16 protein-coding genes, 3 tRNA genes and 1 riboswitch are annotated in these 21,094 nt (G+C 41.7%); of the genes, 13 read left to right on the plus strand and 6 right to left on the minus strand.

Features of this window, described 5'->3' with window-relative positions; translation table 11 throughout:
- Positions 1-23 precede the first annotated feature (23 nt).
- The 10 genes from JRC49_09555 (at position 24) to thyX (ending at position 7,756) form a co-directional block, all read left to right on the plus strand.
- Positions 24-1,319 carry an SPASM domain-containing protein gene (locus JRC49_09555; GenBank protein ID QTE70052.1) on the plus strand — a complete coding sequence of 432 codons (1,296 nt, stop codon included), beginning with the start codon at positions 24-26 and terminating at the stop codon, positions 1,317-1,319.
- Positions 1,320-1,387: 68 nt separating this feature from the next.
- Complete coding sequence (locus tag JRC49_09560; GenBank protein ID QTE70053.1) at positions 1,388-1,534, plus strand: hypothetical protein; 147 nt, start codon at positions 1,388-1,390, stop codon at positions 1,532-1,534.
- A gap of 327 nt (positions 1,535-1,861) precedes the next feature.
- Positions 1,862-1,935 (plus strand) — tRNA-OTHER (locus JRC49_09565).
- Between the two features lie 5 nt (positions 1,936-1,940).
- Positions 1,941-2,014 (plus strand) — tRNA-Arg (locus tag JRC49_09570).
- An 8-nt stretch (positions 2,015-2,022) separates the two neighbouring features.
- Positions 2,023-2,096 (plus strand) — tRNA-Ile (locus JRC49_09575).
- Positions 2,097-2,127: 31 nt separating this feature from the next.
- Positions 2,128-2,370 (plus strand): helix-turn-helix transcriptional regulator, encoded by a 243-nt coding sequence (locus tag JRC49_09580; GenBank protein ID QTE70054.1) that lies wholly within the window; start codon positions 2,128-2,130, stop codon positions 2,368-2,370.
- A gap of 514 nt (positions 2,371-2,884) precedes the next feature.
- Positions 2,885-3,967, plus strand: coding sequence for a hypothetical protein (locus JRC49_09585; protein ID QTE70055.1), 1,083 nt, complete (start codon positions 2,885-2,887; stop codon positions 3,965-3,967).
- The gene (locus JRC49_09590) at positions 3,951-5,156 is read left to right on the plus strand and encodes a hypothetical protein (GenBank protein ID QTE70056.1); all 1,206 of its coding nucleotides are present in this window, start codon (positions 3,951-3,953) and stop codon (positions 5,154-5,156) included. The genes JRC49_09585 and JRC49_09590 overlap by 17 nt, the downstream gene beginning before the upstream one ends.
- Positions 5,157-5,161: 5 nt before the next feature.
- Positions 5,162-7,108: an HD domain-containing protein gene (locus JRC49_09595; protein ID QTE70057.1), complete on the plus strand. Its 1,947-nt coding sequence runs from the start codon at positions 5,162-5,164 to the stop codon at positions 7,106-7,108.
- Positions 7,109-7,132: 24 nt separating this feature from the next.
- Entirely contained in the window at positions 7,133-7,756 is a 624-nt protein-coding gene (thyX, locus tag JRC49_09600; protein QTE70058.1) for an FAD-dependent thymidylate synthase, read from the plus strand.
- A 149-nt stretch (positions 7,757-7,905) separates the two neighbouring features.
- Here thyX and JRC49_09605 read toward each other — a convergent pair whose 3' ends face one another.
- From JRC49_09605 to JRC49_09615, 3 genes are all read right to left on the minus strand, one after another.
- Positions 7,906-9,414, minus strand: coding sequence for an SIR2 family protein (locus JRC49_09605; GenBank protein QTE70059.1), 1,509 nt, complete (start codon positions 9,412-9,414; stop codon positions 7,906-7,908).
- A 110-nt stretch (positions 9,415-9,524) separates the two neighbouring features.
- On the minus strand, positions 9,525-11,192 hold the full coding sequence (locus tag JRC49_09610; protein ID QTE70060.1) for a hypothetical protein: 1,668 nt from the start codon (positions 11,190-11,192) through the stop codon (positions 9,525-9,527).
- Positions 11,193-11,366: 174 nt separating this feature from the next.
- Positions 11,367-14,495 carry a DUF3427 domain-containing protein gene (locus JRC49_09615; GenBank protein QTE70061.1) on the minus strand — a complete coding sequence of 1,043 codons (3,129 nt, stop codon included), beginning with the start codon at positions 14,493-14,495 and terminating at the stop codon, positions 11,367-11,369.
- Positions 14,496-14,885: 390 nt separating this feature from the next.
- On the opposite strand from JRC49_09615, the gene JRC49_09620 reads away from it, so the two are divergent.
- Entirely contained in the window at positions 14,886-15,989 is a 1,104-nt protein-coding gene (locus tag JRC49_09620) for a metallophosphoesterase (GenBank protein ID QTE70062.1), read from the plus strand.
- A gap of 41 nt (positions 15,990-16,030) precedes the next feature.
- Here the strand turns inward: JRC49_09620 and JRC49_09625 are convergent, their stop codons facing one another.
- The 3 genes from JRC49_09625 to JRC49_09635 all read right to left on the minus strand — a co-directional run bounded on the left by JRC49_09625 (position 16,031) and on the right by JRC49_09635 (position 18,130).
- Positions 16,031-16,537: a hypothetical protein gene (locus tag JRC49_09625; protein ID QTE70063.1), complete on the minus strand. Its 507-nt coding sequence runs from the start codon at positions 16,535-16,537 to the stop codon at positions 16,031-16,033.
- A 66-nt stretch (positions 16,538-16,603) separates the two neighbouring features.
- A complete protein-coding gene (locus tag JRC49_09630; protein ID QTE70064.1) occupies positions 16,604-17,347 on the minus strand; it encodes a hypothetical protein in 744 nt (247 codons plus the stop codon).
- Between the two features lie 387 nt (positions 17,348-17,734).
- On the minus strand, positions 17,735-18,130 hold the full coding sequence (locus JRC49_09635) for a hypothetical protein (GenBank protein QTE70065.1): 396 nt from the start codon (positions 18,128-18,130) through the stop codon (positions 17,735-17,737).
- A 200-nt stretch (positions 18,131-18,330) separates the two neighbouring features.
- A riboswitch (SAM riboswitch) is annotated at positions 18,331-18,419 on the plus strand.
- 99 nt (positions 18,420-18,518) lie between these two features.
- Between JRC49_09635 and JRC49_09640 the strand changes: the two genes are divergently transcribed.
- Both JRC49_09640 and JRC49_09645 read left to right on the plus strand, forming a co-directional pair.
- Positions 18,519-19,220: a hypothetical protein gene (locus JRC49_09640; protein ID QTE70066.1), complete on the plus strand. Its 702-nt coding sequence runs from the start codon at positions 18,519-18,521 to the stop codon at positions 19,218-19,220.
- Positions 19,221-19,581: 361 nt separating this feature from the next.
- Positions 19,582-20,856 (plus strand): ADP-ribosylglycohydrolase family protein, encoded by a 1,275-nt coding sequence (locus JRC49_09645; protein ID QTE70067.1) that lies wholly within the window; start codon positions 19,582-19,584, stop codon positions 20,854-20,856.
- Positions 20,857-21,094: the final 238 nt, after the last annotated feature.

A 21,094-nucleotide genomic window follows, 5' to 3' on the forward strand; every position in this document is an offset into this window, starting at 1 on the left:
TATACTGACTGGAGATTATTCCTATGCTGAAGGCATCCAACTACAACTATTTCTACCCGGACGGGGAGGAATATATCGCGTACAACAGCTTCCACAGCTCCCTTGTGCAGCTGACGAAGGAAGATTATCAGGAATACCTGGACGCAGTCGGAAAAGACCCCGGGGAAGAACCGTCCCCGGTGGTGACCGAACTGGTCAAAAACGGCTTCCTGGTTCCGGCGGACTGTAACGAGCTGGCCATTATCCGCAACCGGATGTATAAAAGCCGGTATAACACGGGATCGCTGGGCCTGACGATTGCCCCCACCACCTGCTGTAATTTCCGCTGCGTCTACTGTTATGAGGATAAAATCCACCGGGATATCATCATGGATAACAGCATCCAGCAGGCAGTCATAGAATATGTCCGGAAAGCGGCGGATAAAATCGACAGGATGCATGTGGCCTGGTACGGCGGGGAACCCCTGCTGGCTCTGAACATTGTGGAGAAAATGTCAGATGCCTTCATCGACATCTGCGAGAAGCACGGGGTGGAATACACCGCTTCCATTGTGACCAACGGCTACCTGCTGAACCGCAAAACCGCAAAGCTACTGGTGTCGAAGAAGATTAATGACTGCCAGATCACCATAGACGGAGACAGGGAGAATCACGACAAACGCAGGCCTCACTGTTCCGGTAAGGGCACCTACGATACCATCATCAAAAACATCATTGATATTGACGGGATCATTCCCCAGGTGACACTTCGGGTGAACACGGACCGTAATAATCCCGACGCGGTGAACAAAATTATCGATATTGTCAGGGAGCACAACCTGAAGAACTTCATTCCCTATGCTGCTCCTGTCCGTGACTATGACGGCAGCTACTGTGTGGGCGAATGTTTCACCCAGAAGGGCTTCCTGGAATACGAGTACGATAACCTGATGAACATCGATGATCCTTATATGATCATGAATAAATACCCGGTCATCCGGGATAACATCTGCTGCGCCGATACCCTGGGCGGTATGGTCATCAATGCGGACGGCAAGTTGTACAAGTGCTGGTCGGATATCGGCGTGGACAGCCTGAGCTACGGCAATATCAAGGGCGGCGACGTCAATGAAATGAACGAGATCCGCTACCTCATGGACGACCCCACCCGGGATCCCAAGTGCAGTGCCTGTAAGCTCCTTCCCGTCTGCATGGGTGGCTGCCCTCGTATGAGGAAGCTGGAATCCGGAGACAAGTGCATCTACTACGAAGACCTGAACGCAAAGTACATGAAGCACTTTGCCAGGCTTGCCCAGGTATACGATATGAATGCGGAATAAAATAAAGAGAAACAAAACAGCCCTCTGATTCGTTCTATTTACAAACCCGAAAGGGAGGGGGAATGCCTATGACTGACGCCGATACAGTGAACACACTGGCCTGGCTTACCACTGTAGGAAACATTATCCTCTATGCCCTGATCATTTTTGTGATTGTGATGTGGGTAAAGCAAAAGGACAGGAAATCACAGAAAGATAAAACGGACAAGCAATAAACAGGATCCCCGGAAAACTCCGGGGATCCTGTTTTTCTATTCTCATCTTCTCCTGGCAATTATTATACTACCGGTATAATGACAACCGCTCTCCTGTATGATACAATTCAGTCATCAAAGAGAGAAGAAAGGAGCCAAAGCGATGTATCAGCTGTTTAATATGGGCATACAGTCACAAGGTCGCATAAGCAGAACGACCGCTGCTTTGCTGTGCCCATATGGAACGCAATCTGGCATCATCGTGGATAAGATCGGCTCCTTCAGGAATAACTGATCTGTACAAGATGAACTGACACCCGTTCCTTTGGGAGCGGGTGTTTTTCATATGCTGCCGTATCTCAATGAGTAGAGATCCGTTCTTGTAATCACGGAAGATGCTGGTTCGAGTCCAGCCGGCAGCACTCATGCTGCCGTATCTCAATGGGATAGAGAGCTACACTTCTAATGCGGAGGTTGCTGGTTCGAATCCAGCCGGCAGCACTTCATATGCTGTCGTAACTCAGTGGGTAAGAGTGTCGGCCTTATAAGCCGTTTGCCGCTGGTTCGAATCCAGCCGACAGCACAGACAGAGAATAGGGAAGGGAGGAATCCATATGCGGATTCCGGTAGTGGATCTGAACAAAACCGGACAGAACATCTGTATCCTGCGGAAACGCTCCGGCGTTTCCGTCAGGAAACTCCAGGAACTCCTGGGTTTCGCGACCCCGCAGGCCATTTATAAATGGCAGCACGGCATCAGCCTGCCGACCGTGGATAACCTGGTGGCGCTTGCTAGCATTCTGGATGTGTCCGTGGAAGAGATTCTCGCGGTGGACTATCCAAAGGGAGAAGAATAAGGATATGCATGTTATACACAAGTGGAAATACTGTGTAGCGAATGGATCCCTGGAGAACCGAGTACTATCTGCTCATATAGCTGTCCTAACTGATAACGATAGATAAGCAAAACGAACAGATAATAAACATGATGCACGGCAGATGCCGGGCGTTTTTTTGGATAAAGCTATAAATAATGATGAAAGAGGAAATGATTATAATATACTATTTATGGGCGTAATTATTCTGTGTTTTTTTGAACAGGAAATATATGAGATTGAAAGACTTGTTGCTGTTTTTTTCAAGTTTTTATGTAAATATCGAAGGATATTTGCAATTTTTTCATTGATTTAATATGTAACCATATATTATTATATTAGCATATTAATAGGAGAATATATCAGAACAATAGTAAAATAGTGGAAAGGAGAGTATGGGTTTCTTTTTAGAAACATCATGCTGTGAAAAATGAAAATAGAATTTCCGGATTATGTTGATTATAAGGTGTTTTATAGATTTATAGTAGACAAATTGATGGCTTTTGTGTCATCGTATGATGATGAGTTGGTTTTATATCTTGATAGAACTAGTCATATTACACCAGGGGTTTTATGTGATTTGTTAACGTTTTTCAAATATCAAAAAACAAGAAAAGGAGCTACGGTGTTGCTTGTCTTTGGAAATGCAACAAAACTAAGATCCTATCTTGATGATACACAGTTTTTCTTGCATTCTGAACATGGGAATTTGTTTATAACTGATATTGTCTATCATTATTCATCTGATTTGGATATAAGAAGAAGGCATAACACTAATAAAATACATCGAGTCAATGTGCCATTACATAGTATTAGCAACAAAATATATCTTCCCTATAGTGTACAAAATGAGTTCCATAGAAGTGTTTTAGAATTGTACAATTCCTATGAAAAACAAAGAGCAATGAAACAATTAAAGCTTGACGATTATGAAAAGCTTGCTGGAGGGTTTTCAGAAATAATAGAAAATGCATATGGATACGGGTATACTACAACAGAAAGTTGTTTTTATTTTTCATTTCAGAATTATAAGAAAACAGGCATTAGTTTAGCATGTAGTGATTCCGGAGGTGGGTATTACAATTCCGTGCTTTCCAAGCTTTACTACGTTGAAGAAAAAAACGTGATTGAGTCGCCGCAATTACGTAAGATAGAGATAAAACTTCCGCTTATTCCGAAATTATTTACAAAAAATGAATTTTTGAGTTTTAAAAATGATACAAGGCGAAGAAATTTGGCGGCGATTCTAGAGTGTATATTAATACATATTGATGATAGGCTAAATGGCTTCCCATACATCTTAAGTACTTTAGTTTTACATGCAGGGGGCAACCTTCATATACATAGTGAAAACACACTTATAAATATATCAAGAGAGTTTTTAAGTGAGTATTTTGTTGTAAGCAATGGGGTTATTAGTGGATTCAATAAGACAAAATTGAGAGGTATTGTCTTAAATCTAAGAATACAAGATAAATTGATTCAAAATGGTACTCTCCAAGTATATTCGCATTTTTTCCCTGGTGTGCATATTTCTGTTGAGATTGGAGGGCAAGAATCAAATGGTAAATATCTATGAATTTGAAATATATGATTATGTATGTGCAAATCAAGATGGCATATCCAGACTATTACAGCAAGATTATAGCTTATGTGGAGGTAGTATTGATTCACAGATAACAGATTTGGTCTCGATAGAGGAAACTGTCAAGGAATTAATACAACGGGGGTCTTCAAAAAAAATATTGGTATGGGATATGCGTAGAGTGTCAGCTAATGGAATGCGCTCCCTTTGTGCTATTTTTTCCACATTATATGAAAAGACATATAGAGGTGTTCTCTTTCTATCAGATAGGAAAATGAAAAATGTAGATGAGATAGAAAAAGTCGAATGGGAAAAAAGTATTTTTCCGTTAAATGATCGCATAAGTGAGGCGGCATATAAAATTTCCAAATCAATCAAGGAGATTGCTCCTGGAGAATCTGAGAAGCTAGAATCAAATGAGTGTGAGTTTGTTACAGAGATATTGTCTGATACTTGTTTGTATTGTGGCTTTAGTAATACATTAGCTGTATTAAATAAACATATAGGGATTAAGCATAGTGTTTTTTCGACAATTGACGATGATATCAATAAATATATTTATACAATAATCAAGACGAACAAGCCAGAGAAATGGGAGCCAAATGATTCGTCAAATGTATATGTTAATAGATATTTTGATGCAAAAAAAATATTAACAAATGGTTCTATATATAATTTAGTTATTAACAGAATGGCATTGATGATCCAAAGAAGCCTTGCAATGTTCAGTAATACAAATAAGGAAAACATGAGAGAGTTTGATGCCTTTATATGTGCAAGTATAACAGGTGCATGTTTAGCAGCTGGATTGTCAGCAATATATAAAAAACCTGTTGTGTATGTCAAAAATGTAGGTCCAAGAATAATGGCTAACGATGGAAGAACTCTTGCACGTATCAAACAGGGGAATCGCTATGTTTTGATTTTTGACTTTATGTGTTTAGGGAAAGAGTATGAACGAATGAAGATGATCTGTGATCTTTGTTCGGCCAAAGTGGTTTGTTGCGCGGGTATATCGTATTATAAATTTCCACGATTTGCAAAAGCTGATAAAAAAGGGAAAAAACAAGCGGATTATCGATTCGATTATAATAAAAACCTTAGCATCTCATCTCTTTTTCAAGTTAATGCTTATGATAAAAAGTATTATCAATGTGATATCAATCATAATGAAAGGAAATAAGTACTATGCCAACAGTAACAAGGAATGGAGCCGAGTTTAGCAAATTAGCTATTAATGAAAGAATTATGGAGCTAGATAATGCTGAAGGAAAAGCACTTAATGATTTGGATCAGTTTACTGAATTAATAAGACATAGGTTAGATGAAAAACAGTGGTATGCTCCTATAGCGTATACACCACATGATTATTCACATCATGTTATTCGTGTATTACAATATGGATCAAAGATATTGTCGTCATCATTGGATGTATTTGAGATTGATGATTTACTTGTGTTTCAATATGCATGTTTATTGCATGATATTGATATGATTTATAATCCCAAAGCTCGACAAATACATTCTATGGAAGCTTCTCTTGCGATAAATCCATATAGCGATAAACAAATTGAGGATGCGGCTCAAAGATGTATCAGAAGTTTATATGCGGGTATTAATGATTTAGAGGATTGTCAAGAAATCAGTGATGTGATAAAGGAATCATTAACACAAGATATTCATAATTATTTACATATAGTACTTTCATTTCTATTAATGGATCAAAGTGATTATTGGGAGGCTATCGGACAGGTTGTTTTAGGGCATAGCGATATAAAACTGACAAATACACGTATCAATACTCTTGAGAAGGAATTTTATGAATCACACGTTATAGGTGTTCGCTCTCAAGAAGAAATAAAAACACGTGTTCTTGCCGCCGTTCTCAGATTAGCAGATGAACTGGACTGTTCAAAACATAGAAAAGGGGGAATAGATACACGAAATTTCCCACCGGAGGCTAAAGATTACTGGAAAAAACTGGATTTAATAAAACAAGTTAAATTTGAAATGCCCAAGATTGAATTGCAGGTTAATTCTGCATTTATTCATGACGATAAAGACAAAGTAGATTGTTACAAATTACTGCATGAAATACACGAAAAAATACAAAAAGAGTATAAGACTGTAAAAAAGTGTATAAGTGATGCTCGAATAAATATCAATATAGAGGAACCTGAGTTAGTATTTGATGATCCCATTTTAAAGAAAAACTATGATGCTTATTTATCTATTGCTAATCAGGGTTCTGTACAAGATAAAAAAAAAGACATTTTAGCTAAAGATGTCCAAATCAGTATTGATCGAATCAGCGATAAACAGACCATATATGTTCCAGCAGACGATATAAATGTTGGTGATATACAAAAAAAAGAAGTTTATGTAAGTGGCGAATCTTCAAATACTCAAACAAATAAATTGCCAAAGGATCCTAAAAGCTTTTATAATGAATTGACACAGAAAATACAAGAGAGTATCAAGAACAATAATCTTATTTATTCAGTTCATCGTCAAATAGGGAACAGAGGCATGCGTAATCATCTTGATTGTAATGGTCTGCTTGCCGATGAAGAAATATTAGATGAAACAGCTAAGGCATTCGTAAACTATATTTATACACATTCTTTTGATAAAAGCCCAGAAAGTATAAAGCAAGATAAGTATTTTCTTGTTGGTATTGCTAATAGTGGTGTTTTATTGGCTTCACGTGTTGCAATGATAACAGGACTTCCGATGATGTACTTTATTCCGTCACAAAAGGCTGATAGTTTTTCAAAACAGGAGGAGGCATGGGAAGAGTATGCAGCATGTTATGAAAATCGCAAGCCTATTTTGATTATTGGGGTTAATGTGACAGGTAAAGCAGTAAAAGATGCACAAGATTTTTTGAAAAAAATATTGCGAAAGAAAAATGTGTTTATTGAGGCTGTCCTTGGGATAGTGAATCGTGATGTGGATGGAACAAATGATATGGAAGGGGTTTTTGATTCGCTGAGGAGAAGAAAAACAAAAGTGGCATTTTTACATACTGGTTATCCTGTTGATTGGTGTCAATACTCAGAAAATGCTACGCCTTGTCCATATAATGATCAATGTGGGATTGATAGAAAAAACAAGCGGAAAAGGGTGAAGTAATACAAGTAGATAGGAGGATTTTGAATGAAGATTATTAAACCTAGCTTTGTTATTGAAGAAGAGTTGGATGGAAATAAAATCATAAAAAAAATAGAGCAATACGGACGTACTTGTTATAAAAGTGAAGATCGTATAAGCGAAGAGTCAGCCAAAAGATTTATCCAGAATATTCTCAAACGTGGTCATGAATCTGTCATTGAGCACGAGAAAATTACGGTCCGTGTTGTGTGTGACCGTGGTGTCTCACATGAGATTGTCAGACATAGATTGGCTAGCTATTCGCAAGAAAGTACCCGATATTGCAATTACAGTAATGCGAAATTTGGTGCAGAATTAACTTTTATCCTGCCTGTTTTTTGGGAAAATGAAGATAGAAAAAAAGAATTAGAACTATGGAAAAAAGCTATGGAAAACGCAGAGAAATCCTATTTTGCTCTTCTAGAAGCAGGAGCTGAACCACAGGAAGCAAGAAGTGTATTACCTAACAGCTTGAAGACTGAAATTGTAATGACCATGAATCTAAGAGAATGGAGACATTTCTTCAGATTACGGACTAGTGAAGCTGCTCATCCGCAGATGCGGCAGATTGCGCAGGCTATATTATTTGAATTTAGAAAGAAAGTGCCCATAATCTTCGATGATATTTAGGAAAATACTATTTCATGTTCATTTTTATCTATTAGTGTGAAAAGAAGATAAAATACCTGAAATACAATGAAGGGGATAGCAATAGAGAATAGTATTAGACATATAATTGGGTGTATGGAACGGACATATATGGGTTTTGTTCCTCCTGTTTATGTTTGGTTGTGAATTTTGTCGAGTATTATTTTTTTGAAGCTACGATAATCAGGATTGTGAGGATCTAATTTAATGGCTTTTTCAGATTCTTCTAGTGCTTCATCGTAGCGTTTTAAAGTAAATAGAGTAGTACTACGAGCGTCGTGATAACTGGCATTATTTTTATCCAATTTGATGGCCTCATCAAGAGAGTTAAGAGATAATGAGTCCTGATTATTCAGGTGTAAGATTAATCCTTTTAAATGATGTAGATCAGCATCTTTGGGTTGTAATTCGATAGCTTTATTACAATTACTCAAGGCATCTTTTATATTACCATGTATGAAGTCCCTTGTTGCTAATCTGCGAAGGGTTGTTGCTATACTTATTGTGTCATCCTTTTCTGGCGTCCCTGCAAGTTTGTCTAGCATATCTAACTGATTAATGACAGTAACTGTATTGTCTGAAGAGGATGTATAGTTTAGATGCAAAATTGTCTTGTTGTTTGAAGTAGAAGCTTTTGCTTCGGTGTTTATATGATTATTAAAGCCCGTGCTTTCATCTAGAATAATATTGTTAAGATTATTGAATTGGAATTGATAGCTTTCTTGACGCTGATGAAAAAACTTTTTGATTCTATCAGATGGGTTTTCAATTGGCAAACCTATTGTCATTTGAGATGCCAAACTAAACATTATCTCATCAAACCCTTTGATTTTAACCAGATATCCACCTTTACTCTTTTTTAATAAATTTTCAATACGATCGGACTCATGATCTTTTATTGTACACCAGTAGATGTTATCCAATGACATTTCTTCCAAAAGTTTCATAAGTGTCTGATCTCCACCTGCATATCCAATAACTATAGGCGTGTATTTTGTGAGAATCTTTTGTAATACTTCTTTCCAACTATCAGCCAACTTATCCAATTCTTCTTCTCTATTTAGTGGCCTAAGCATAAGATCTCTGTGTACCTTAGCTATAATAGGACGACTCGTATTCTCGATTGTACCTATAAAAGGAGCCAGACTTTCATGACCTGCGACTAAGGGATGTTTGGCATGATACATATGCAAAACATCTTCAACTAGAGAATCAAAGTTTGTTGTTATAACCAATTTGTTTTCTGTATGTTCCATAAGGACTGCTAGCATATAGTAACCTATGCTTGGTTCGGCGCTTTCCATAAGATCTTGCAAATAATGATAAGCAACAACCGGCGAACCTGCAAAACGTAAATCAAATAGAGTAAAGTAATCATCGCTTTGTGGTTTATAATCTGGTTTGAATATGTGTTCCCACTTATCCTGTGGGAAACCACAGTCTGATGCACACTCAGATATATAATCTAGTCCCTTCGACAATAAATAATCTCGCCATTCAGGTATTAAACTTAAACCTGTGCGAATGCCAGAGGTATAGGATGCACCTGCACCAAGGATAAAACAATAACGCTGATAAGCATTATAACCATCTTTCACATGATCGATAAAACGTTGAGCGCTCATTTGGATGTTTCTCATAGTTGATACCTCGACTTTCATGTTAATTAACGATTCCTCTTTGTATGAATTATTGTTATCATTAAGGAGGTTTTATCTAATACTATTAATGAAATCCATATAAGCATGATTTATAAGATGGTAGTTAGATTTTTTAATTGCCTGGCTTTCATACGATCTTTTTCAGCCTCTTTATTTTCCCCTAATTTATCATATACCATACTTCTAGTCATGTAGAAATCTGGATTATCGGTTTCTAGCTTTATAGCAGTGTCCGATTCTTCCAAAGCTTCTTGGTATTCTTGCATTTTTAGGTGAACCATACTAAGAGAATCATGATATTTTGCATTGCTAAATTCCAGGGCAATTGCTCTTTTTATCTCACTTCTGGCTTCTGGATAACGTTCCAATTCTTGTAGAATGACACCCATAGTATAATGATATTTTGAGTTGTTGCGCTCTAGTAAGTTGGCTTGAATCATATATGATAACGCTTTGTCGTTTTCCCCATTGTTGTGCAAAAGAGTTCCTTTTAAAAACTGAAGATTGGCATCTCTTGGTTGGAGGTTAATGGCTTTATCACACAGTTCCAAAGCTTGAGATAACTCTTTATTATAATAATGCCTTAAGGCAGATCTTCTCAATTGAGCAGCTGAAATAACAGGATCTGAATTGTCAGAAGTATCGGATAGTTGATCTAGTAATTCTAGAAAGCTTAAGTCGGGAATTAAATCATTAGCAACAGAGACATCTTTTCCAGATTTAAAAGAATTGTCAGAAACCATAGAGCTTTCCATCACTTTATCGGGAGAGCTGTTTTGGTCGGTGTTTTCATCCAAGACTGCATCATTTATTTTGAGATACTGTTCATTATAGCTGTTAACCCATTGATCACATAGATATTTCATACGATCAGTTGGCTTTTCAAAACTCATTCCTTCTTTCATGTTATCAACAAGATCAAACATGATTTCATCGAAACCTTTTATTGTAACCAAATATCCACCAGGACTTTTGCATAAAAGATTTTCGATGCGTTCTGATTCGCGTGTGTTTAAAGAACACCAATATATACTTTCTAGATCTATGCGTTCAAGAAGTTTCATTAATGTCTGATCGCCACCAGCATAGCCAATGACAATAGGAATATATTTAGATAAAGCTGTGCGTAAACTGTTTTCCCAGCCTATTCCTAATTTTCTTAATTCTTGCTCTCTATTTAGAGGACGAAACGTGAGATCTCTATGAACTTTTGCTACGACAGGACGACCAACGTTTTCTACTGTATCAATAAAAGAAGCAAGACTTTCATGTCCAGCTACGAGGGGATGCTTTGTGTGATAACGATGCAATACATCTTCAACTAGTGAATCGAAATTAGTGGTTATGACTAGCTTGTTCTCAGTATGCTCCATTAATATGGCGAGCATATAGTATCCTATGCTAGGACTGGCGTTTTCCATTAATGTTTGCAGTTCGTGATAGGCCACTATAGGAGTTCCGGCAAACCTTAGATCGAAGAGAATAAAATAGTCTTCACTTTTTAATTTGTAATCGGGTTGGAATAAAGGCATCCATCTTTTTTTAGGGATATTACAATCTCTTGCACATTCTTCAATATAACTTAGCCCTTTTTTTTCCAGGTACTTTCGCCATTCTGGCATTAATGACATACCTGTAGGAATGCCAGAAGTATAAGATGCACCAGCACCAAGAATAAAACAATAGCGCTGATTCGCATCATATCCAGCTTTTACATGATCTATGAAGCGCTCAGCGCTCATATGAAAGTCTCTCATGGTAAAGACTCCTATGAAAACGTTTTTGTTAGAAAAACATATATCACATGTTCAACAAGGAGTCAATGAAAATGAAAACTTATGTATAATCATTTTTGCATTAAAAATGTTTTTGCAATAAGAAAGCCATTTGAAGGCTGGTGAATTGATGAGTAGCATTATTGACATCTAGACTTACCCCATCACCTGCTGAACCCGTCTCAGATACTTCCCTGGGATGGGCTTTTCTAATTGCCAAATGATACTCATTGGCTTACTTCCATGATGACTTACATATGAAGCTTGGCCCAAAAAAGTATATGGAGAAGTCCCTAAGATATCCTTTTTGAATTCGCGGACAAACAGGAGAATATGGCCCCCATGTTCTGCATGGTGGATATATCTTTGACCTGTTGGGGATTCGGCGGATGTGGTGGATTGGCTTTGCCAATGGAATTGCGTGTTGCTAATAGCATAATCCTCATACATGGTAGTCGGAGAGTAATCTTTATCACTTTTATTCAAGGTGATTAGGAAAACGTCAATGTTTTTAGCGGGAAGATACAAAACACCCTGCCGCATTGCACTGTAATTTTTATAATCCAATGCGGCAAGTAACTGGCGCTGAGTATAGGTACAATGCACATCTAAAGGACAATCAAAACCAAGGTCTGTGGCGGAATCAATAAAATCAATATGATCGAATTGGTACTTGAGCAAATCAAGTAGTTCTTTCAACATGACTGGACTATTAGCCAAGCTTAAGAGCTTTTCCTGGACTTCATAACTATTCCAATCTTCAGCGTAACTGTCCCAGACAGTAATATAGAACATTTGCATCATTCGCTGCTCCAGAAGAGATAACGATGCAATATTCACTTTGCCTAGATTGGGTAGTATATCTAGCAAGAATTGTATCCATCTACGAGAATCAAAAACAGTGAAGCGATACATGATTTTGCTCAAAAGCAGCTCGATCTCTTCATGGAAATCTTCTTGTACATTCGCTTCAACACAAAGCCTGGCAAAAGTAATGCCTTTTTTGTAAATGTCTGCCGGTGTCATGTGATACCAGCTCAAGAAACCTTCAAAGGACAATTCCTGACCACTGTCCTCGTGGTAGGTGCGAATACGGTTTACAAGTTCTGCATGGCCCCTGAAGTATTGCTGTATATTATCTAAAACTATACGTGAAGCCTTTTTCTCAAGTTGTATATAACAACCCTTAGGGGCACCGGTGAAACCACGATCAATTTCTTCAACAACAGTGTGGTGCTCATCGTCCAGAAGCGCAGCAAACTTTTCCTCAAAGTTATACCGCCGGTTTGCTGCACCGATGAAATCCAGAACAGTTAAGCAATCTTTTCCGTCACAAAGACGAAGACCACGTCCCAGCTGCTGCAGGAAAATTGTCAAAGATTCAGTTGGGCGGAGGAACAGGACAGTGTTAACTTCTGGAATATCAACACCTTCATTATACAAATCAACAACAAAGATGACATGGATATCACCATTGACAAGCTTCTTTTGAGCATTTCGTCTTTCCTCATCGGAAGAAAAACTATCCAGTGCCAGAGAAGGAATACCAGCGATATTAAAATGCTCTGCCATGAAACGTGCATGTTGAATGGAAACGCAGAATCCAAGCGCTTTCACTTCATCTATATCTGTCACATATCGAGATAGGCATTCAACCACATGGTCTGCACGTTTTTGAGCTATAGAACCGGAAAGGGTATAGATATTGTTGAGCTCTTTATGATCATATCCGCCGCGAGTCCATTTTAAATCATTCAGATCTACTGTATCGCTTACACCAAAATACTGGAAAGGACAGAGTAGTTTCCGATTAATAGCTTCAGGCAAACGTATTTCAGCAGCAATGCGGTTATCAAAGAAGTGAAGGATGCTTTTACCATCCATGCGTTCCGGAGTAGCAGTTAATCCAAGAAGTACCTGTGGTTTAAATGTTTCAATAGCGTCTGCATAAGAATCTGCTGCTGCATGATGTGTTTCGTCTACGATGATGTAATCATAATAGTTGGCGGGCAGCCGTTTCCATAATGCTTGAGAATTGAGTGTCTGCACAGAGATAAACAGATAATCCAAATTATCTGCTTTATAGTTACCGACCCAGAGTTCACCAAAGTTGGGGTCTTTTAGAACTGCCTGGAAAGTGGCAATGCTTTGCTTAAGGATTTCTTCCCGATGTGCAATAAACAACAATCGATTGAGTTGCAGGGGATGGGCTTTTCTCCATCCCCGATAATCCAGAGCAGAAATAACGGTTTTTCCGGTACCGGTCGCAGCAACTAATAAATTGCGATTGAAACCATGAACTTCCCGTTCTGCACGGAGCTGATCCAGGATGGCTTGCTGGTATGGATAGGGACGGATATCAAAAAGAAAGAATTGTTTATCGCCATTCCATTTTTCTCCCTTCAGGGCTTCTGCAAGCCGGGGGTGTGAATCCGTTGTATAAGACTCAAATTCGTATGAATTCCAATAACTGTCAAAAGTAGCATAGATTTTCTTTAGTGTGTCAGGTTGATCAATAGCAGTGATTTTTAGATTCCATTCCAAACCATTGCTCATGGCAGCATTAGATAAATTGGAAGAACCAATATAGGCAGTTGTGAAACCAGTATCCCGGTAAAAGACATATGTTTTTGCATGTAGCCTAGTACGAGCGGTATCGTAACTGATTTTGATTTCTGTATTAAGAAGCTTTGACAGTTCGTCGATAGCTTTAACTTCGGTAGCTCCCATATAGGATGTAGTGATGACTCGAAGCAACCCACCTCGATTTGTAAATTCACGGAGTTCGTCTATGATAAGCCGGAGACCACTCCATTTGATGAATGATACGAGCATATCAATGCGGTCTGAACTGGCAATTTCCTTTTTAATCTCGGAGAACATCTTTGGCTCATGAGCAGCACCTGTGAATAAACTGCTCACAGACATTGGAGTTTCTGGTCTAGTTATATCAGACGCGATTTTTCCGGCAATACGTTCTGGACTGTTTTTATCCAAAAGATGAAGCAGTTTTTCAGCACGGTTATCAACAATGCTGCCGGATAGATCTTCACGATTTTCTGAAAGGACAGAAAGGACCTTGTTTACTAGAGCAATTTGTTCTTCGGTATCTTTGGGAATGGATTCTAAAGTGCGACGCATAGCTTCAGCCACATACTCAGCTAAAGCCTGAGGGGCTTCTTCTACGTCGAGTTTTTCTATAGCTTTATAGACATCTGGAATAGAAGACAATTCATCTGAAATTGCCTTGCTGATGATTTGCTCATACAAGCCTGGTTTCATCATATTATGCCCCTTTATATGGTTTAGGTATGATTAATCTGAGAGCATAATATCATAGATAGAATATGTTTGACTAGCATTGTTCATGACAGATATTGAAGTGTATCCATGTATTAACGTGCAAACATAGAGTTGTTTCTATTACATGTTTTCCCAATTAGCTGTTTATGATACTTTTTGCTTGTGTCGTTTCATTTGTTGAACAATATGAATATATCTTATATACTGTATTTAGCGGCATGCCCATGAACAGTTTGTCTTATATTTTCTGATCATATAGGAGTTATAATTATGCGTCGTATTTCTGCTATTATTGTGATCATAATAATACTGTTATCCAGTACTTTCAATATGGCTTTGGCGGAGAATGTCTCAGAAACTGTTCTCTTTTCCTTGGACAAGCCTCTTCGCATCCTCATCATCGCCGATCCCCAGGACATCGATACCCCTCAACCTGCTATGCTGTCCCTGATGAATGCTTCCCTGGATGCTGCTGAGCCGGATCTGGTTGTGTTCCTGGGGGATATGATCCACGGCCGGGATCTGCGTGGGGAAGACCGGGTTCGGAAGGCGATAGACGCGGCAGTGTCTCCGGTGGTTGACCGGGGGATTCCGTTTGCCCTGGTGTTCGGAAACCATGATGAGGAATGTGGGATCAGCAAGGAAGAACAGTTGAGGATCTACCAGTCCTATCCAGGATGCCTGGCTGTGGATGGAGAAGATCTGCCCGGATGTGGAAACTACTATCTTGTGGTGGGAAATCCTTCTCAGCCGGAAAGCCCGGTAGTGCTGTGGTTCATGGACAGTGGAAGCTATGCGGAAGAAGGGAAAGGCACATACGGATATGTGACAGAAGAACAGAATAAATGGATGCTTTCCGCTTATGAGGAACTGTGTGGAAAGTATGCTTCTCCGGTATCCTATGTGTTCCAGCATATTCCTGTTCCGCAGGTTTATAACATGATTAAGGAAGTTCCTTTCGGAACTTCCGGAGCAGTGACATGCTATGGACCGAACTTTGGTAAATGGTATGTGATCAATGAAGAGTATATCTGGGAAGGACACCTGGTAGAAGGGCCGTGCTCTTCTGAATATGACAGCGGTGAGTTTGATGCCTGGAAGAAGATGAATGTGAAAGCAGCCTTCTTCGGTCATGATCATCTGAATGACTATTGTGGTACCTATGAAGGTATTGATATGGTTACCACTTCCGGTGTAGGGTTCTATCTCTACGGCCGGGGAGATGAACATGGAACAAGGCTTATTACATTGAATGCGGAGAATCCTGCGGAATATGAGACAAAGATGCTGTATTACAAGGATCTTGTTTCAGAACCGCTGCCGGGGTTGTTTGTATCTTCCCTGGGTGTTATGCTCAGGAAGTATTTGTTTATGATCCTGGCTGCTCTTTTATTGGTCATCGTGGTGATTGTGCTGGTGATCAGGTGGCTGGTGAAGCGCCATAAACGGAAGAAACTGAAGAGAATGATTGCGTAAAAGGAAGCGGCGTTGGGTATAAACCAGCGCCGATTCCTTTTTTACGGTGTCAGCAGGGGATCTGAAGGGCTTTCCGGGATCAGGAGGAAGTTCTGTTCATGTTCCTGCCGGGTGCGCCAGGAGCGTTTGAAGTGGGCGGCGATGACTTTGTTAACGTCGTCGCTGTCCATATGGGCCCATTCGAAGAGCATGCGGGGACTGCCGACGATTTTCTGGATATCCGGGGGAAGCTTGTCGAATTCTTCCCGGCTGTTGTACAGGCCTCGGGAGATGGCTTTGTAGACTTTGAGCCAGGCGTCATCCTCAGTGGGGCCGTTGAGCTGTTGTGCTTTTCGGATGAAGGCGTTCAGGGCTCCGGGTGTGGGCGGGAAGCCTTTGACGTCTGTGGCGATGAAGGCATTCAGTGCCTGGTTGACCAGGGGATAGGGCGTGTTGACAAAGACCTGCTGCCAGACCTGGGAGAGGACAGCGGGATCCCTGTCTTTGATAAAACTGGGGTAGATGGCAGTGATGGCGGCAAGGATCCGCTTGGTTTCTTTCATGTCCATTGTGTATATATACCTCCTGAGGAGTTTTTGCTGTAGATGTGGCTGGTTTATTATATGTGTCTGTGTTTACAGGAATGGATTTACGGGGAGCGGCTTTTGTGAGGCCGGCGGGGCGTTCTGGTTCTGCTTCTGGGCGCTGGCCAGCCAGCCGTTGATGAACTTTTTGATACCGTTCCTGGTTTTTCGCTTCTGGGGGTTGGATAGGCACCAGGCTTTCATTCCCCGGTATTCCTGTAGGACGTCTATCGCAGGGTAGAGGGCGGAGAATTCGTCAATTTCTTCCCGGGTTACGTTGTATTTGGTGTTGTCGTGGAGGAGCAGGTCGATGACAATCTCGTCCGCTATTTTGGAATCCGGACCTGTGGTTTTTTCTTTGGAGGCTTTTTCTTGCTGTGGTTTTGATTCTTTCTTTATTCCTTCTTTGCTTTCTGTTCCTTTCTCGGCTTCTGCTGCCGTTTCAGGCGGTACTTCTTCCTCAAATCCCTCCGGGCAGGGGAACTTATGGCGGCCGTTCCGCAGCCGCTGGTGTTTTTCCCAAGGGAGGATCTTCAGGTAATCCTCGCCGTCTGCTGTATAGCGGCGGATGAATCCTGCTTCCTCCAGATGATCCAGGCTTTCCCGGATGGTTTCCTCGGGAATGTCTGTTTTGCGGGGGTACAGGAGGCGCAGTAGGAGGATCGGGTCAGCGTAGAAGATGCCGTAGTCATCCGCACTGACGAGGAGGCGGTGGTAGATGGATTCTTCCGCCACGGTCAGGCTGTTGAACGCTTTGTCTGTCAGGATGGAATCCTTCAGGATCCTGCTGGGCATTGGGTGAACCTCCTTATGTGTCTATCTTTCCACTTACAGCGTAACAGGCAGTTCCCGTGTTTTTCAAGTCTCAGGGGACTGCCTTTTTACTGTCATGAAGCTATCTTTTTTGAGCGAGACAAGATTGTGGCAGCATGCCGCAGGGGTGGATGCACGGGATGCTCAGTGCAGTATGGATAAGGATACCCCTTTAAGGATGGGTTGTGGATAAGGATAAGGATGAGGATAAGGATATAGGCGGCAAATTGCCGCAGGTTGCCGCAAGTTGCGGCGAGAAGGAGGGAAAACAGGGAGGAGGTAGGAAGTAGGAGGTATGAGGTTGTAGAAATGAAGGAAAAATAAAAAGCAGCAGACGGCGCTGCTGCGTGAAAGATACTTGATGGAGCATTATTTGTCGCTGTACTTGCTTTCGATTTCCGCGGCGATGTTGTCATAGTCCTCCTGCCTGCGGCGAATGATGACCCAGATGACGACGATGCCGACTGTGAGGATCAGGCTGTCCACAAAGAAGAAGCCTGTGATGGGAATAAGAGTTGTCTGAAAGTAATAGATGAAAAGAAAGTTGATCGCCCAGACAAAGGCAGTGGCGGCCAGGCACAATATGTTTGCTGCCGTGAATGTTTTCTTTGTCCATACTCTACGGGCGTCATTCATTGCTTCGGGGTTTGGCATGTAGCGCAGATGCGCGCCACGAACAGGAAAGGTTTCAAAAAAGGAAGCTTTCTGTAACTTCTCGTTATTTGTTTCGTAGAAGTCTTTGTTTTCCTGCCAGCCGGTTGCCATGGTGGGTGCTCCTTTCATGAAGTCGGTTGAGTGGGAGAGAAGTAAACGGCTTTTATTTGCTAAAAGCATAGCACTGGTGCGGTGCGGATAACAGGGCGAGAGGGGCAGAATAACAGCGCTTATTTCGCGGGGGATTGCGGAATTGTGTGAAAAAAGGGAAAAACGTTTTTGTGTGGAATAATATATACGCAACTGAATAATGCCTATGAAGAGTGCGCGAGGGACAAGCCCTGTGACCGCACGACAACCTGCCGGAAAAGGTAAGGTGCCAAAGCTTGACCGATAGGATGAGAAAAACGGAATGGATTGAATGCCATCCTGTCGGAGACGATGGGATGGTTTTTTCGTGCTTCTTCTGGGCTGGAGAATGAAAGGAGAAGTGCGAAGAATGAAAAAGAGAAAGACATTCGGAGAGAAGCTTGCAGCAGGATGTGCCTGTGTAGTGGTAACGGAGAAAGGACTGGGGAAAAAGGAACACCCGTTCTGGAACTGGCTGCAGGAAGAAGGATTTCATTCATGGCTTCATCATGGTAATTATGGAATGGATTGGATATTCATTAATCTCAATTCCATGATTTACGCGCCAGGAATGCCAGGAATCAGGATAGTTGGTCCAATCCGTGAGCATGCAATCACGGTTGAAGAATTCAAAACTATCTGGGAAATCTACATGCGGTATGAAGGTCTGTCGGTTCTTGAGATGCCGGAGGATATTGTTATAGCGCTTACGCAGGATAAGGATGGAAAACTCACGGAGCATAAGATGACGGTGGAGGAGGCGGAGCAGTTGCTGAAGAGTGGAAAGGAACCGATAACCAGAGATAATGCCAAGGACAAACTCGTGCAGGAATGGCTGAAGAATCCTTCCTGGCGGGAATACTATGAAAAGGCTCCGTCGGAAAAGTGTAGGGAAGTGATTGCGCTGGAGTTTGTGTACAGCGAACTGGAGACGGAGGAGATCCTGGAGGAGCTGGAGGCAGCGGAAAAGGAGCTTGGGCTGGAAGACTGGCAGTATCTGTACAGGTATGCCCATGGGCCGGAGAAGAAGCACATCCATGACAGGATTATGGAACTGGGAGGAGAGATTTGACACGGATGGGAAGATATGAGATAAAAATGTAGAGTAAAGAGAAAAGTAAAGAGTTTAGCATTGTCGCTTAGGAGGCGACCTGCTTTCTGAAAGATTCTGATATGCTGGATATGCCGGGTGGAACAGTGGCTACGCCAAATGCAGAATTCAGAATGCAGAATGCAGAATGATTGCGTCCTTCGGACGTAGTAAGGGATCCCTCGACTTTTACCCGGGGCTGCCGCCCGTTTTCCACTGAAAACTGTCCACTGGACAGTTTTCCGGGCGCTACAAACCCCGGGATGACAGCCAAGAGTGAAGAGTGAAGAGTGTAGAGTTGCTGCTTTTGAGGCAGCGGAGTTTATGATTGGAGTGAAGCAGCATGTATGGCGCGATACTTGGAGATATTATCGGAAGCCCCTATGAGTTTGACATGGGAGATAAGACGAAGGATTTTCCGCTGTTCAGAGCGGACAGCATGTTTACGGACGACAGCGTGATGACCATTGCCGTGGCGGACGCCCTGCTGTCTGAAGCGAAGGATCCGGAAAGGATCAAGACACTGCTGGTGTATTCCATGAAGCGGTGGGGAAAAAAGCTTCCGGACGCGGGATATGGCGGAATGTTTTACCGGTGGCTGTTTGAGGATGATCCGCAGCCTTACGGAAGCTTCGGAAACGGATCCGCCATGCGGGTATCTTCCGTGGGCTGGCTGTATGATTCCCTGGAGGAAACCAGGGAGAAGGCCAGGCTGACAGCGGAAGTGACGCACAACCATCCGGAAGGCATCAAAGGGGCGGAGAGCGTAGCGGCAGTCATTTGGCTGGCACGGAACGGAAAGAGCAAGCAGGAAATCCGGGAGTATGTGATCAAGGAATTCGGGTATGATTTAAGCCGAACTTGCGATGAGATCCGGCCGGGATATTATCATGTGGAGAGCTGCCAGCAGACGGTGCCGGAAGCCATTACAGCCTTTCTGGAAGGGGAAAGCTTTGAAGATGTGATCCGGACAGCTGTATCTTTGGGCGGAGACTGTGATACACTGACCTGTATAGCAGGCAGTATGGCGGAAGCGTTTTACGGCGTACCGGAAGAACTGAAGGAAGAATGCCGGAAACGGATTACGCCGGAAATGAAAGAAGTGCTAGACCGGTTTGATAAAGCGAGAGTTGACAAGGGGACGGTTCTCCTGACAACTTCTGAGGCAGACAATGGTTATGGAGAAAGCGGGAACGTGGATAAGGAAAAACTGATTGAGGAACTGCTGGAGAAGCCTTGCCTGGTAGTGGATTTTCTGCCGGAGCAGGTGCCGGAAAGAGATGCCAGAAAGTACTTCGCAGTGGAGAAGTATTACCTGGCGCCGGAACGGTATGCGGGATTCCAGGAAAAGTTTACGGATATCCTGGTGAAGCTGAGCTGTTATTATGCCTTCAGCGTCTGCGAAGCGGCAGTGGGGAAGTTCACTGACAATCCTGCTCCGGAATGGTTGGCAGGGAAAATCCGGGAAGGGAAAGACCTGTGTGTACTGCTGCCGGAGGAAAAGGTGCTGATTACCCTGAACAGGGATGATCTGTATATGACGATATATAACGCAGGCGGGAAAGTGCTGGGGATTGTGGAGAAACTGGCGGGAGCGAATGGGCTGTTTGTGTGGTAAGAGGGCGTTATAAGAAGAGCTGGAAAAAGCGATGAAGTATGTGGAACTGCCTTATGAGGAACTGGATGAAAAGATTGTTGAACTTTTGAAGGTGAAAAGAGAAAAACTGTAAACGAAGCAATAGGAGAGCAAGCCAAGAGAAACAGAATGAACGACTGGAATTGAAACTCGTTCTGCTCTAGATAAGTTGGTGATGCTAAAGGTTGGAGTTTGAGGATCATGGACATACTCTAAGCGC

Source organism: Clostridiales bacterium FE2011, from assembly GCA_017569305.1.
Taxonomy (GTDB): Bacteria; Bacillota; Clostridia; order Christensenellales; family Aristaeellaceae; genus Aristaeella.

Excerpts from the sequence above, each read along its gene's own strand:
- JRC49_09585 (QTE70055.1), top strand. The coding sequence starts at position 2,885 with ATGGCTTTTGTGTCATCGTATGATGATGAGTTGGTTTTATATCTTGAT.
- JRC49_09645 (QTE70067.1), top strand. The coding sequence starts at position 19,582 with ATGTATGGCGCGATACTTGGAGATATTATCGGAAGCCCCTATGAGTTT.
- JRC49_09640 (QTE70066.1), top strand. The coding sequence starts at position 18,519 with ATGAAAAAGAGAAAGACATTCGGAGAGAAGCTTGCAGCAGGATGTGCC.
- JRC49_09610 (QTE70060.1), bottom strand. The coding sequence starts at position 11,192 with ATGAGAGACTTTCATATGAGCGCTGAGCGCTTCATAGATCATGTAAAA.
- JRC49_09635 (QTE70065.1), bottom strand. The coding sequence starts at position 18,130 with ATGGCAACCGGCTGGCAGGAAAACAAAGACTTCTACGAAACAAATAAC.
- JRC49_09560 (QTE70053.1), top strand. The coding sequence starts at position 1,388 with ATGACTGACGCCGATACAGTGAACACACTGGCCTGGCTTACCACTGTA.
- JRC49_09630 (QTE70064.1), bottom strand. The coding sequence starts at position 17,347 with ATGCCCAGCAGGATCCTGAAGGATTCCATCCTGACAGACAAAGCGTTC.
- JRC49_09580 (QTE70054.1), top strand. The coding sequence starts at position 2,128 with ATGCGGATTCCGGTAGTGGATCTGAACAAAACCGGACAGAACATCTGT.
- thyX (QTE70058.1), top strand. The coding sequence starts at position 7,133 with ATGAAGATTATTAAACCTAGCTTTGTTATTGAAGAAGAGTTGGATGGA.
- JRC49_09590 (QTE70056.1), top strand. The coding sequence starts at position 3,951 with ATGGTAAATATCTATGAATTTGAAATATATGATTATGTATGTGCAAAT.
- JRC49_09625 (QTE70063.1), bottom strand. The coding sequence starts at position 16,537 with ATGGACATGAAAGAAACCAAGCGGATCCTTGCCGCCATCACTGCCATC.
- JRC49_09605 (QTE70059.1), bottom strand. The coding sequence starts at position 9,414 with ATGAGAAACATCCAAATGAGCGCTCAACGTTTTATCGATCATGTGAAA.
- JRC49_09555 (QTE70052.1), top strand. The coding sequence starts at position 24 with ATGCTGAAGGCATCCAACTACAACTATTTCTACCCGGACGGGGAGGAA.
- JRC49_09615 (QTE70061.1), bottom strand. The coding sequence starts at position 14,495 with ATGATGAAACCAGGCTTGTATGAGCAAATCATCAGCAAGGCAATTTCA.
- JRC49_09595 (QTE70057.1), top strand. The coding sequence starts at position 5,162 with ATGCCAACAGTAACAAGGAATGGAGCCGAGTTTAGCAAATTAGCTATT.